This is a genomic window from Providencia sp. PROV114, assembly GCF_032704305.1.
GTDB classification, from domain to species: domain Bacteria; phylum Pseudomonadota; class Gammaproteobacteria; order Enterobacterales; family Enterobacteriaceae; genus Providencia; species Providencia rettgeri.
In genome coordinates, this window is sequence record NZ_CP120528.1 from 3,845,683 (window position 1) to 3,859,438 (window position 13,756).

A 13,756-nucleotide genomic window follows, 5' to 3' on the forward strand; every position below is an offset into this window, starting at 1 on the left:
GAGTATTAAATACTCCGCATATTGATATAAAACCAATTACAAATTATTGGTAATCAATTTTGAAATTGATAGTTGAATCAAAGCTACCTGGAGTCACTGCATTAGATGCATTATCAGATTTTAAATAAGCAACGAATGGAATAGCAGTTTTACCTTCAGTTAGATTAACTGCAGTAGAAGCTTGTCCCCAAACAACATCTTTATTTCCATTGTCTCTTAAACCAATACCAGCACCACTTGCAGTACCTGAAGTGAACGCCGCTAATGTCTTATCATTAGGGTTAATAGTTGATGGTGTGTAAGTTACAGTTGCAGTTTGTGCAACTGTAGTATCACAACCTTGCAGAACGATATCTTTCTTAATATTACCTGCACGCTCACCATTTTTTAAATTAGAAACAGGGATCTGATAAAAGTTTACTTTTACAGGACTTGATTCTTCACTTAAACCACAAGCAGAATTCACTAATTCACCTGAAAATTCGATAGTACCGTTAGTAGGTGTACCCGTATAAGCTGCCATTGCTGCGAACGAAGCAAAGCCTGATGCAAATACAGCACCCATTACAAATTTATTCAATTTCATGATTATTTAATCCTGTATAATACTTGTATAATGTATGTTTCGCCATAAGAGTTGTTAATAACAACTTTAGATAAAAGTAATCATTATTTTAATTAAATTAATGATTACTTTTAATAAAGTTATCATATGAATAGGCTAAATTTATTATATTTACTAATTACACTTCACCAAAAAGATTTGATTTTTTATTGGCCGAATTAACGCCACATTTTTTTAGTGTCTTTATCTAAGATAGCAAAATAATTATTTTCATTTTTTATGGTATACTGTAATCTTTCATTATCGTATCTATCTATTACATGATTAAAAAGGTCTCTCCATGACTTATTGAATATCACTAAAATTGTATCCATCATTTCAAATGTCAGCTTTGTTTTTCCCGTTTCATATCGGGATATCTGCTGTTGGCTAATATTCAACTTTTTTGCCAAATCTTCCCCTGTTAAGTTTTGCTCTTTTCTAATTCCTCTCAAATACTGCCCTATTTCTTTATTTATCTCATTAGAAAAATAAGTCATTTAATTTAACCTTTATATTAAAAATTAATTATAGGCACCATCTGAACCATAGATACCGTCCTAAAATTTTTGATGATTATATGTCTGATTATTTATTTTGTATAATCGATAGGGCAAATTGATTACCATTAAAATCATTTATCGCTCTATTAACATAGGATAAATGTAACAGAAAATAACCACACTGAAATTTATAATATAAATAACAGCATGTTATAGACATAAAACTTCAGCCAATCACCTTTCAAATTACATTTTGATACATTTAAAAATATTAAAACATATCTTTTACTAATCAGATGTATTTTATGGTTAAATTTCAACCATAAAATACAACTTAAAAAAGTAGTATTACTCGAATTTTGAGTTTGTAAATTATTAAATATTTTTTTTAAGATTTATCTTAACTTCATTATTTACAAACACCAACAAATTAATTATAAATAATTGTAAAGTTTATCAACGAAATTATATCTCACAAAAATCATCACCCACATATAATAAATCCCGATATTACCCAAAAATAAGGATATTAATTACGCAAATAACGAGTATTTAAAAATTATATATCAATGTATAACTTTAAGCTTTAAAGAAATTCTAATGAAAACTTCTTTTAAATATTTTTATCTATAGAAAGGTGAGAGCCTTGCTAGCCACACTAAGTTTAAGATCAATTCAAAGAGTGACGATTTAACGGTTATCGTAAGAAGGGGTTGAGTAAGGTGGTAAAGTATTATCATAAAACGAAACATAGATTTGCTTTACACTATATTGTAATGCACACCAAATGCCTAATCCTAGCAAACCGCAGTATTAGGCATTTTATAATACCAAGTAAGAATACAATTTAAGCACGCCAACCTTTATGAAGGTTTTATTCGTTGTGATTGCTGGTTCCACATGCGATACGCAAATGCACTCCCAACGGCGGCTAAATAGATAAATGGTTCAGGTGTTAAGGTTTTTAATGACAGCATATAGTGGCAAAATGCGAGTAAAATCGTTGGGTAAAGCAGCATATGAATTCTTTTCCACCATACGCCCAAATAAAGGCGTATACGGTTGAATGAACTGACCGCCATCAACAATAAACACAACCAAGCTACCGCGCCAATCACTAAATAGAGTCGCGAAAAAATCTCTTCGAAAAATAGCGCTAAATTATTTACACCAATTTCCAGTAATAGATAGCTACTTAAATGCAGCACAGCCCAGAAAAAACACCATAACCCCAGTAATTTTCGCGTTTGAAACAATGCCGTAAATCGCAATAGTTTTGCAGCCAGAGGGATCAATACAATAACGAGGAGCAAACGTAAAGCCGCTATTCCTGTAAAATGTTGGATATCTTTGGCGGGGTCAGCTCCAAGCTGTTGGGTATCGACTAAAAAAATCAGCCATACCAAAGGGAGCAAAGCAAGAAGATGAAAGCTCCCTTTGGTTAATCCAACAATAAACTTATTGTCTTGGGGCATCAATAATCTCTCCGCAAGTCCATTCCTTGATACAAGCTTGCCACTTGTTCACCATATCCATTAAACAACAATGTTGGTTGGCGAGTCACTTGGCCTAAGCCTCCTGCACCAATAAAACGTTCGGTGGCTTGTGACCAACGAGGATGGCTTACATCTGGATTCACATTGGCAAAAAAGCCATATTCGCTCGGTGCTGATAGGTTCCATGTAGTCTCAGGCATGTGCTCAGTAAGGCGAATTTTGACGATAGATTTAATTCCTTTAAAGCCATATTTCCATGGTACGACCAACCGGATCGGTGCTCCGTTTTGGTTGGGTAATGTTTTGCCATAAACGCCAGTCGCCAGCAAAGTCAGTGGGTTCATGGCTTCATCTAAGCGTAGCCCTTCAACATAGGGGTACGATAAGCCACCACCAATATAACGACTTTTTTGTCCTGGCATTTGTTCTGGAGCGTAGCGTGTTTCAAAAGCCACATATTTGGCTTTGCTAGTGGGTTCAACTAAAGCCAATAATTTCGCTAAAGGAAAGCCAACCCATGGAATGACCATCGACCAAGCCTCAACACAGCGCATACGATAAATACGCTCCTCTAAGGGAAACTTAGTGTTTATATCATCTAAATTAAGGGTCAGGGGACGATTTACTTCTCCATCAATCGTTACCGTCCACTCATCCGTCACTAAAGTATGGGCATTCTCGGCAGGATCGGATTTACCCAACCCAAATTCATAAAAATTATTATAACCAATCACTTTATCTTCAGGTGTGAGGGTTAATGATGGCTGAAACTCTTCAGGTTGAATAAATGTCAGCGGTTTTCTTGGCGTCATCGGAGGTGCTGGTGTATCGTCACTGAACCAAGAAAACAGCCCCGCATTGGCCGTCGCCGCAACGGTTAAACCAGCGGCTCCAATGCCTAATGCCTTAAGTAACTGACGGCGTTTCATAAAAAAGAGGGATTCATCCGTGATTTGAGATGCGGGAATTTTAGGTAACTTTTTCATCATGCGCTCCATAGCAAAAGGGAAATGAGATCAGTTATACTGAAAGCGCAGTAAAAATGGCTGACAGTAAGATGACAAATTTGTCATCTTACTTAATTGTAGGAAATTTCAGTGTAATAGTACTGGTTCCTGTATGATGTTCAAAACTCACTGACCCGCCATGTAATTCCACTATCGCTTTCACAATCGCCAACCCTAGCCCAGTTCCTTCTGTGGTTCGAGCATTATCCCCACGCCAAAAACGGGTGAAAATTTCATCACTGTTTTGTAGAAGTTCTCCTTGATTAGTGATTTTAATTTCCCGTTGTTGCGAAAGCGTATTAATTTGGGTAACGACACGGGTGCCCGGGTAAGAATATTTAATCGCATTGGAGACAATATTCACTAAAACTCGGCTGAGTAATACAGGGTCAGCATCAAGCGTCAGGGATGAGGGCTCGCTATACAGTTCAATCTGTTTTTCTTCTGCATAGGCAGAAAAGAGTTCATAGACATCGTTAACTAACGTATATAAAGAAAGGTTTTCTCGATTTAAGGTAATATTTTTATTTTCAGCACGGGCAATAAACAAAGTACTTTGGATCATTTGTGACAGTTTATCGAGCTCTTCAATATTACTGACTATCATCCCTTCATATTCGCTAACACTACGCGAGCGCTGGAGTGTAATTTCATTTTGTACCCGAATCGCATTAATTGGGGTTCTCAGTTCATGCGCCAAGTCATCGGCAAATTGAGTAAGTTTGACAAAATCATGCTTTAAGCGCTGACGCATCGTGTTCATCGATTCGCCCAGCTCTTTCAATTCCTGTGGTAGCTGGTCAATATCGATTGGGTCATTTAACGCATGAACGTCTGTTTTGACCGTTATCTGGCTCAATGCTTGAATGTCGGATAACCCTTTTTTCAACAGCCATAAGCTGAGCAGCCCCATCAACAAAATTGAGAGGACAGAAATCACTACGCTTTGGGTGAGATATTGAGTCAACACGCCACTACGGTCGACAGATACTTTACCAAGTACCACATGGAGCGGCCCTTTTGGGGAATTCATCGAGAAATAAACCGCAGAAATAGGGATACCTTGAGCGGTTTGCCAATGGTTGATGGCATTAATATTTAGCTGTTCAAGTTTGACTAACTGAAGAGGTTGAGAACCCAGTAATTCGCGATTGGTGGTGACCAATATGTGCCCCGCCGCATCAGAAATCTGGATTAAGTCTTGTCGCATATCCATCATGCTTTGAAAATACATGGGGAGTGTTTTGATATCAATGCCACCAGCAATGAGTTTAGCAAGTTGCTCCGCACGGTTAACCAGTAAGTTATTATCTTGTTCAGATAATTCATTTTTGAGTGAATGATACAAAACCCATGTCACCACTCCGGCATTAGCAATCATAAGAATGATAAACAAAGAAATAAGTTTAAAACGAAGTGACTTCTTTTTCATTCTATCGGCCTATTTAAGCGGTATCCCATCCCACGAATAGTTTCAATGAGTTTAACGTCAAATTCATCATCGATTTTTTTTCTCAATCGACGGATTGCCACATCAATAATATTCGTGTCACTTTCAAAATCGATCCCCCAAACTTCGCTAGCAATTAAGGTTCTAGGTAAAATTTCATCACAATGTAGAACAAAGAACAGTAATAAGGAAAACTCTTGCCGAGTTAAGATGATTTTCTTTCCAGCCCGCTCAACATCATGGCGAGTTAAGTCGATTTTTAAATCCGCAATAACCATGGTGGTTGAGACTGGCTGGTTAACTTTTAATTGGTTTTTAACCCGAGCTAATAATTCAGAAAATGAAAACGGCTTAACGAGATAATCATTAGCACCCAGCTCTAAGCCTTTAATTCTGTCATCAACGGCATCCCGTGCAGTGAGGCAGATAACAGGAATATTTTTTGCTGTGCGTAAGATTTTTAAAATCTCCCAGCCATTCATACCGGGCAGCATGATGTCGAGGATCACCAACTGATAACTGTTTTCTAAAGCAAAATAGAGACCGTCGCGACCATCATCAGCCACATCCACAAGAAAACCTGCTTCTTCTAACCCATTTTTGACCCACCCTTGGGTTTTTAGGTGATCTTCAATTAATAGTATTCTCATGAGAACCTAACAGTAACTTTATTTGACTTAATTTCATTTCATCTTAAAGAAATTTTCAATTTAAAGATATGGGTAGGAATTTAACCATAAAATATTCAGAGAAAACATAACACTAGCTCCTTAAAAATAACTCGTAGAATGATTAATAGCTCGGTACGAAAAATGGAAATTAGCTGCTTTCATCGACGAGTAAGTATTGTTTTACAAGTAAATAATCTCTTTTCTCTCACATTTATAAAGCAGAATAAAAACTGCTTAACAAAATATAAAATTTTAGTTAATTAATCTTTGATTACTGACCTGACGGATAATAAATAATTTTTTATTTCACCCATAGAATAAAAGCATTATATTTATCTAAAAAAATTAATATGTTAGGCCGATTAATTTAGATATGATTGACCTTTTTTGACTAAATGGGGAAACGTTCATGTCCACTCGTAAGTATTTAACTCAACAGGAAATATCTCGACTTTTAGCTGCTTGTCATTTGTCGCGACATCCCGAACGTAATTCTTGCTTAATTTATATGTGCTTTATACATGGTCTAAGGGCAAGCGAGGCCCTATCACTAAAATTATCTGATCTTAACTTAGAAAGTAATGAGCTTTATGTACATCGTTTAAAGAATGGTTTTTCAGTTAATCACCCACTGATTGATGAAGAGATCCCACTCATTAAAGCTTGGCTAAAAACTAGAAATACATGGAAAGGGAAAGAAAGTCAGTGGTTATTTTTATCTGAAAGAGGGACTGCCATGACTCGTCAGCGCTTTTATCAACTTTTTTCACGACTTGGTGAGCTAGCTGAGCTAACCCTAGGAATTCATCCCCATATGTTACGACATGCATGTGGTTATGCATTAGCGGATAGAGGCGCCGATACACGTCTAATTCAGGATTATTTGGGACACACAAATATACAACATACCGTACGATACACAGCAAGTAACCCAGCAAGATTTCGGGGAGTATGGTGAGATAAAGGCGTTAAAAGAGTTGTCAAAATGCACCAAATTGACAAACGTAATGAATTAGGTGCATCTTAAGTTAAATGAAAATACACGTCAAATACGTAGCGTGTAAATAACGCTATGTATATATTACTAAAAATAAGCACATTCCATTATTAAAAGATCATTGAATTTATTAATTTTTTCACACGTTAAAACTCTCCGTAACATCTCAAACTTACACATTGTAATATTCTGAAATGTTTTATTTGGAATAATCTTCCGATAATTTTAAAAATAAAATATAAAATACAAGTTAATAAGTAATTAACGAAACATTTAACTAACAATATACAACTATTGTCAATTTGGTGCATTTTGACAACAGTTAAATTAATAAATCATTCAGTTTCATGAGGAGGATTTTATGCAATCTAACTTATCTCCTAAAGAAATTGTTGGGAGCAATATACATAAAGCTCGCCGAGCTAAAGGGCTAAGTGGTTCTGAGCTAGCTGACTTACTTTTATGCTCACAGCAGCATGTTTCACGTATTGAGCGCGGCGTTATTCGACTACACCTAGAGCAAATTAAGCAAATTGCGAACTCACTTGATATTGATATTAATTGTTTATTAGATGGCGTTGGATTTCAAAATAACTCAGTAAATTATATCCATAATATGGAATGTTATTTTAAAGCTGAAGGATGGTTTTCAGGATCTAGTCAATTTATGAAATAGGCTTAACCTTATGTCAGAAAATATAATAAAACCAACATTTAATATTATTGTAGGAAAGAAAATAAAAAGATATAGAAAAGAAATGAAATTAACTGCTGAGGAGTTAGGGAGATATATCGGCGTAAGTCAACAGCAAATTTCCCGTTATGAATCAGGAATTAATCATATTAATATTGATTTTCTTTCTCAATTATCTGAGTTATTTAAAGTACCAATTCAATTTTTTTTAATAGAAGACTAAATATATTTTTTAATTATTAAAATTTAATTTTTAGTATTTGATTTTTTTAAATCAAATACTAGTGCTTTGTTTTTTCCAGTTCATTGCAAATAGAGTGTCTGCAATGAGCAATGAAAATTGACACTCATTCTTTATTTAACAAAAAACATAGGACTTTATATTCATGAAAATGAAATCTATTGCAATGGCAACTTTTATGGCTCTGGGTTTAGCTTCTGCAGCAAATGCTGCTGATCAAGGCCACGGTAAAGTAACGTTCAAAGGCGCTATTATCGATGCTCCATGCTCAATCTCTCCTAGCTCAATCGACCAAACAGTTGAATTAGGCCAAATTTCTAACATGGCATTAGTTGATGGCGGTAAATCAACTCCACGTCCATTCGAAATCACTTTAGAGAACTGTGATATCACTAAACTGACTAAAGGTGTTCAATTAACCTTTAGTGGTGCTGCTGCATCTTTCGACAATACCAATAAAACACTGGGTATTGTTGGTACTGGTGCTGGCGCTGGTGTTCAGATCACTAATGGTAGCGGCAATGTGGTGACTTTAGGAACAGCTGCACCATTCCAACAAGTTCAAAATGGTAACAACACACTGAATTTCGCTGCTTACTTAAAAGGTAATGGTGGCGATATCGACACTATCACTGCCGGTGACTTTAGCTCAGTAGCGGATTTCACTCTGTCTTACGAGTAATTCATCTTGAGCCAACAAATTAATTTGTTGGCTCATTCCGACTGAATTGGGTGTAAGAGAGGGAGCAATGAATAATTCGATAACCAGTGGAGTGTTTTCATTGATCTTAAGTATAGGCACGTTGGCTGCGGTATCAACTGCACATGCTCAAGGCTCAGTGAGTATGAATGGAAGCATTATTGAAACAGCATGTGCAATTGATGTCGGCAGCCGTGATCAAACTATTGATATGGGAAGTATTGCGCTGACTCAAATTCGCCGTGATGGGCAAGGACCTGCTCGCCCTTTTGTTATCCGATTAGTGAATTGTGTTCTTGAACGCCAAAATCCTGACAAACCGAATTGGCAATATTTTCGCGTAACATTCGATGGCTCCCATGATAGGGGGTTATTTGGTGTAAACGGACAAGCTCAAGGTGTTGGATTACAAATTCAACGTGAGGGAGATGGTGAAATTGCCATACCAGGCCAAGGAATGTCAATGAGCGCACTAACAGCTGGAACAAAAGATCTCACCTATCGGCTACGGTTGGTGGCGAATAACCGCCCATTGGCATCAGGTCAATACTACAGTCAATTACGTTTCAAACTGGATTATGAATAGTCGGTTCCTCTAAGAAATGAAGATCTCCTTTGTAGGACGAGCTTCGTGAGCGAAATGACATTACGGATAAAAGAACGCAAAAGAAGGTCGAGATGATGACCCTGAATTTCATTCACACGCCTGTGTTACGGATAACTCGGCCTTGCAGATTAGGGCTTTTAGTCGCGTTGGCTATTAGCTTTGGTGGTCACGCATCCGATATTACATTTAATATGGATATGCTAGACGTCAATGATCGTAACAACATTGATTTAAGCCAATTTGCGCGTCCAGGCTATCTCATGCCTGGTGAATACAGTTTTACGGTTTTCTTAAACAAGCAAAGCATGCCGGAAGAAACTGTCTTTTACTATGCGCCTGAAGGTGAGTCGGATGAAAGCCTCCCTTGCCTGAACCCTGCTTTAGTTGAAAAATTCGGTATCAAGCCTGAATTGATGTCGACATTGAAGTGGTGGCACGAAGGACAGTGTCTATCACTTGAAAGTTTACCCGGAACTGAGGTTAAAGCCGACCTTGCGACTTCGGCTATGTATATTAGTTTGCCGCAAGCCTACCTCGAATATACCGCTGAGAATTGGGATCCTCCCGCACGCTGGGAAGAAGGGTTACCCGGCGCATTGTTTGATTACAACCTAAATGCACAAGTGGGCCAGCAAACCCGCTCTGGACAACAAACCAACTACAGTACCAGCGGTAATGGGGTTGCTGGTGTTAACTTGGGTGCTTGGCGTGTTCGCGCTGACTGGCAAATGCGTATTGATAAGCAGCAAGGACAAAGCACGACCACATCACTAGATTGGACTCGTTATTATGTCTACCGAGCAATCAAATCATTAGGTGCAAAACTCACTTTAGGTGAGGATTATTTAACCTCTGATATTTTTGATAGTTTCAGATTTACAGGGCTTAGCCTGGTTACCGATACCAATATGCTTCCACCCAATCTACGTGGATACGCACCAGAAATTACTGGGGTCGCAAAAAGTAATGCGACAGTTATTGTGAGCCAGCAAGGACGAATTATTTATCAAACTCAAGTCGCTGCGGGTCCATTTCGTATCCAAGACTTGAATGATGCATTAGCTGGGCAAATCGATGTTGAAGTTAAAGAACAAGACGGCTCAACACAGAATTTCACTGTCAATACTGCAAGTGTTCCGTATTTAACACGTCCGGGACAACTGCGTTACAAATTAGCCGCTGGGCGCCCAACAAATTGGCGCCATCATGTTAGTGGCGATACCTTCGCAAGTGGCGAGTTCTCTTGGGGAGTTAACAACGGCTGGTCACTGTATGGGGGTGGAATTGGTGCGGAAAACTATGCATCCGCGGCTATAGGGATTGGTCGTGACTTAATGGTATTCGGTGCATTGTCATTCGATATCACTCATGCTCGGGCGCATCTAACCAACTTAAGTGATATTGGCAACAAAACGTATCGTGGGAGCTCATATCGTTTAAGTTACTCTAAACGTTTTGATACCTATAACAGCCAAGTGACATTTGCAGGATATCGATTCTCTGAGCAAGGTTTTATGAGTATGTCTGAGTATTTGGATGCGCAGGAAACAGGTGCTCGCCAATACAACAGCAAAGAAATGTATACCATCTCTTATAACCAACAATTTTCAGAGTTAGGACTAAGTGCGTTCATTAACTATTACCATCAAACCTATTGGGATCAACCCGATAACGACCGCTATAGTATTTCGTTAGCGCGCTACTTTGATATTGGTAAATGGAAGAATCTTAGCCTCAACTTGACGGCCTATCGAAATCGTTATCGTGAAAGTAATGATGATGGCGTATATGCGTCACTCACCGTGCCTTGGGGTGAAAAAAGCTCCGTTAGTTATAACAGTAGTTGGGATAAAAATGATAACTCACAACGTGTGAGTTACTACAGCACCATCGATGAGAGAAATAACTATCAGCTAAGTACCGGATGGGCGCGTTCAGGTGCGCTCGTGAGTGGCTATTACACTCATCAGGGGGACTTAGCACAGCTCAACGCAAACGCAACGTACCAACAAGACCGTTATCGGTCTGCGGGGTTCTCTTTGCAAGGTGGTTTCACCGCAACAGAGAAAGGTGCCGTACTGCATCGTGGTAGTCAAATTGGCGGTACTCGCATATTTGTTGATACCGATGGTGTACCTAATATTCCACTACGTGGTTACGGCTCTATTGTGCGTACCAACCGCTTTGGACAAGCCGTTATTAGTGACGTGAATAGCTATTACCGTAACCAAATTAGCGTTGATTTGAATGCATTACCAGATGAAGCGCAAGTGTCTCAATCTATAAAGCAAGGCACTTTAACAGAAGGGGCAATTGGCTACCGTCAATTTGATGTTGTCGCAGGAAACAGTGCGATGGCGTTGTTAAGGCTATCGGACAATAGCACACCACCTTTCGGAGCAATAGTCTTAAACGGTCGTGGTCAGCAAGTCGGTATGGTGGGTGATGATGGAAATACCTATCTTACTGGTTTAAATGCAAAAGATACCTTGCAAGTTCGTTGGGATGACCAAGTGCAGTGTGAAATCACACTCCCTAATACCTTGCCAGAAGATGAATATTTACAGGCAAGCTGGTTACTACCGTGCCACAAACCGGGAGCAAAAGCCGCATCGCCAGCGACCATAAAGACACAATCAGCGAGTCGTGCATTAGAAGCAATGCCGAAAGCAGCAGAACTTGTTGTGCCTGTAGTTGAAAGAACGGCGCCAAAGGAACCAAGTCGCTGGTTACAAAAATAATAAAAATGGTGGTACGCAAAGAGCGATGAGTGCTCCTTAACCATAGAAGATAACAATATGATGAATAACATGATGAAAAACAAATTGATGAACAAAAAAAATGCCCATAGAGCAGTATTCGCATTGGCTGGCGTTGTGTTGACTTCAACAACGCTATCTTCTGCTCAAGCGGCAGTTGCATTAGATAGAACTCGAGCGATTATTACGGGAGACGAAAAATCGATCAGTTTAAATATCAGCAATGAAAACAAACAATTACCTTATCTCGCTCAAGGTTGGGTGGAAAATGAGAAAGGTGAAAAAATAAGCGATCCATTTACGGTATTGCCACCGGTGCAACGTGTTGAGCCAGGGGCAAAAAGCCAAATCAAAATCCAAGCACTGCCAAGTGCAGCGGCACTGCCGCAAGACAGAGAATCCGTGTATTACTTTAATTTGCGTGAGATCCCACCAAAAAGTGATAAGCCCAATACACTGCAACTGGCGTTACAGACACGTATCAAATTGTTTTATCGACCGAAAGCAATCATTCCGACACGTGAGCAAATGGATAACCCATGGCAGGAAAAAGTGACTCTTACTCGCCAAGGTAACCAGTATACGATTAATAACCCAACTGCCTATTACGTTTCTTTTGTCGATGCTGTTCCCAACAAAAATGGACAAACGGTCGCAGGGTTTGAGCCAGTGATGGTGGCACCAAAAAGCAGCAAAGCACTGAACGTCAGTGCAGACGCATTAGGTAATAAACCTGTGCTGACCTATATCAATGATTACGGTGGTCGTCCAACACTGTCGTTTACATGTCAGGGAAATAGCTGCCATGTGGTACCTGAAAAAAAATAGACTGATTTGAAATGTGCGATGAGATAGCAGGAGAATATCATGGCAAACACAAGCAGGATGCTCCGTTATGTGGGCTTAGGAAGTTTAGCGCTGAATTTATTCAGTAACATGGCGATGGGAACAGCTCTAAATAAAGTTGATAACTGGGATGTAGATGGTTCACATGGCACGCTATATGTCCATGGGGCCTTGACGGAAAGTGCTTGTCGTTTAGCAATGTCATCAGCATATCAAACTATTAATTTAGGTACTGTGGGAACCGGACAGCTTCAGCATGTCGGGCAAACAGGTAATCCTGTTGCGATTGAGCTACGTTTAGAAGATTGTCTAAGTGGTGAAAGCCGCAGCCGCACTGCACAGGGGAATCTTTTGTGGAGCCAACAAATGCCTTCAATGAAGATCCGCTTTTTGGCTCCTATAGATACTCAAGACCCGCGCTTGGCAGCTGTTATCGGTGTTCAGGGGATTGGCCTGCAATTAAGTGATGCAGCGCGTTCACCAATTAACTTAGGTGAGTACAGTACACCACAGTTGGTTTCACCTGGACAAAACCAATTAACTTACTATGTAACGCCGGTACGTACCTCCGCTCAACTAAATGCTGGAGCTTATCAGGCGTTAATTAGATTTCAGGTAAGTTATGAATAGGAGCATGGAGATGAGAGGAACTTATTTTCTTACGATATGCTTTAAAGCGCTTGTCCTCGCTGGGGTAATTCTCTTTGGTGCTCTGATTTCACTCAGTTTTTCTTACAATGCTATCGCTGCAAACCTAAGCACTAATATCCAAATCCGCGTGACGGTATATGGTGAGCCGGAATGTACCCTTGGCGGTGCAACAACGACTTCGGTAGATTTTGGCGATATACATCAGGCAAAGATTGATGGTGCTTATGGGCGCTCACCTATTAATTACAACTTGATATGTAATGGCTTATATAAGAATACATTAAAGATGACGCTGAAATGGACTGATAGGCAAATTAATAGTGAGTCATCCGTGACAACCAATCTCCCGAATTTAGGTATTGCCATTTACCGTGATGGAACCCGCCTTAGTAATGGTGCGACATTCAATTTTAATTATGGAAGTTCGCCTGCTTTGTATGCCGTCCCCGTTAAGCCTACAGGAGTAAACTTAACATCAGGTGGGGATTTTACGGGCAATCTTACGATGGTATTGGATTACCAATAGGATG

Annotated in this window: 15 protein-coding genes; 9 read left to right on the forward strand and 6 right to left on the reverse strand. The window is 39.2% G+C overall.

Annotated features, from left to right (window positions below; translation table 11 throughout):
• Nucleotides 1–43: 43 nt before the first annotated feature.
• The 6 genes from P3L37_RS17275 to P3L37_RS17300 all read right to left on the reverse strand — a co-directional run bounded on the left by P3L37_RS17275 (nt 44) and on the right by P3L37_RS17300 (nt 5,710).
• Entirely contained in the window at nt 44–586 is a 543-nt protein-coding gene (locus tag P3L37_RS17275; RefSeq protein WP_109912786.1) for a fimbrial protein, read from the reverse strand.
• Nucleotides 587–783: 197 nt separating this feature from the next.
• Entirely contained in the window at nt 784–1,104 is a 321-nt protein-coding gene (locus P3L37_RS17280; RefSeq protein ID WP_004907630.1) for a helix-turn-helix domain-containing protein, read from the reverse strand.
• Between the two features lie 866 nt (nt 1,105–1,970).
• Nucleotides 1,971–2,582: a sulfite oxidase heme-binding subunit YedZ gene (locus tag P3L37_RS17285; RefSeq protein ID WP_109912787.1), complete on the reverse strand. Its 612-nt coding sequence runs from the start codon at nt 2,580–2,582 to the stop codon at nt 1,971–1,973.
• Nucleotides 2,582–3,592: a protein-methionine-sulfoxide reductase catalytic subunit MsrP gene (gene msrP / locus P3L37_RS17290; RefSeq protein ID WP_181937062.1), complete on the reverse strand. Its 1,011-nt coding sequence runs from the start codon at nt 3,590–3,592 to the stop codon at nt 2,582–2,584. Before msrP ends, P3L37_RS17285 begins: the two co-directional genes overlap by 1 nt.
• Before the next feature lie 85 nt (nt 3,593–3,677).
• Nucleotides 3,678–5,042 (reverse strand): heavy metal sensor histidine kinase, encoded by a 1,365-nt coding sequence (locus P3L37_RS17295; protein ID WP_004907623.1) that lies wholly within the window; start codon nt 5,040–5,042, stop codon nt 3,678–3,680.
• Complete coding sequence (locus tag P3L37_RS17300; RefSeq protein WP_109912788.1) at nt 5,039–5,710, reverse strand: heavy metal response regulator transcription factor; 672 nt, start codon at nt 5,708–5,710, stop codon at nt 5,039–5,041. The genes P3L37_RS17295 and P3L37_RS17300 overlap by 4 nt, the downstream gene beginning before the upstream one ends.
• Nucleotides 5,711–6,140: 430 nt before the next feature.
• Here P3L37_RS17300 and P3L37_RS17305 point away from each other — a divergent pair, with 430 nt between their 5' ends.
• From P3L37_RS17305 to P3L37_RS17345, 9 genes are all read left to right on the forward strand, one after another.
• Nucleotides 6,141–6,689, forward strand: a complete 549-nt coding sequence (locus P3L37_RS17305; RefSeq protein WP_004907617.1) for a tyrosine-type DNA invertase — start codon at nt 6,141–6,143, stop codon at nt 6,687–6,689.
• Between the two features lie 400 nt (nt 6,690–7,089).
• Nucleotides 7,090–7,404: a helix-turn-helix domain-containing protein gene (locus P3L37_RS17310; protein ID WP_004907614.1), complete on the forward strand. Its 315-nt coding sequence runs from the start codon at nt 7,090–7,092 to the stop codon at nt 7,402–7,404.
• 10 nt (nt 7,405–7,414) lie between these two features.
• A complete protein-coding gene (locus P3L37_RS17315) occupies nt 7,415–7,645 on the forward strand; it encodes a helix-turn-helix domain-containing protein (RefSeq protein WP_109912789.1) in 231 nt (76 codons plus the stop codon).
• Between the two features lie 163 nt (nt 7,646–7,808).
• The gene (locus P3L37_RS17320) at nt 7,809–8,345 is read left to right on the forward strand and encodes a fimbrial protein (protein WP_004907609.1); all 537 of its coding nucleotides are present in this window, start codon (nt 7,809–7,811) and stop codon (nt 8,343–8,345) included.
• A gap of 67 nt (nt 8,346–8,412) precedes the next feature.
• Complete coding sequence (locus P3L37_RS17325; protein ID WP_004907606.1) at nt 8,413–8,949, forward strand: fimbrial protein; 537 nt, start codon at nt 8,413–8,415, stop codon at nt 8,947–8,949.
• A gap of 92 nt (nt 8,950–9,041) precedes the next feature.
• Nucleotides 9,042–11,711 carry an outer membrane usher protein gene (locus P3L37_RS17330; RefSeq protein ID WP_004907604.1) on the forward strand — a complete coding sequence of 890 codons (2,670 nt, stop codon included), beginning with the start codon at nt 9,042–9,044 and terminating at the stop codon, nt 11,709–11,711.
• A gap of 69 nt (nt 11,712–11,780) precedes the next feature.
• Nucleotides 11,781–12,557: a fimbria/pilus periplasmic chaperone gene (locus P3L37_RS17335; RefSeq protein WP_228367295.1), complete on the forward strand. Its 777-nt coding sequence runs from the start codon at nt 11,781–11,783 to the stop codon at nt 12,555–12,557.
• A 39-nt stretch (nt 12,558–12,596) separates the two neighbouring features.
• The gene (locus tag P3L37_RS17340) at nt 12,597–13,205 is read left to right on the forward strand and encodes a fimbrial protein (protein ID WP_109912791.1); all 609 of its coding nucleotides are present in this window, start codon (nt 12,597–12,599) and stop codon (nt 13,203–13,205) included.
• A gap of 10 nt (nt 13,206–13,215) precedes the next feature.
• Nucleotides 13,216–13,752, forward strand: coding sequence for a fimbrial protein (locus P3L37_RS17345; RefSeq protein WP_238562563.1), 537 nt, complete (start codon nt 13,216–13,218; stop codon nt 13,750–13,752).
• The last annotated feature ends 4 nt before the right edge of the window (nt 13,753–13,756 follow it).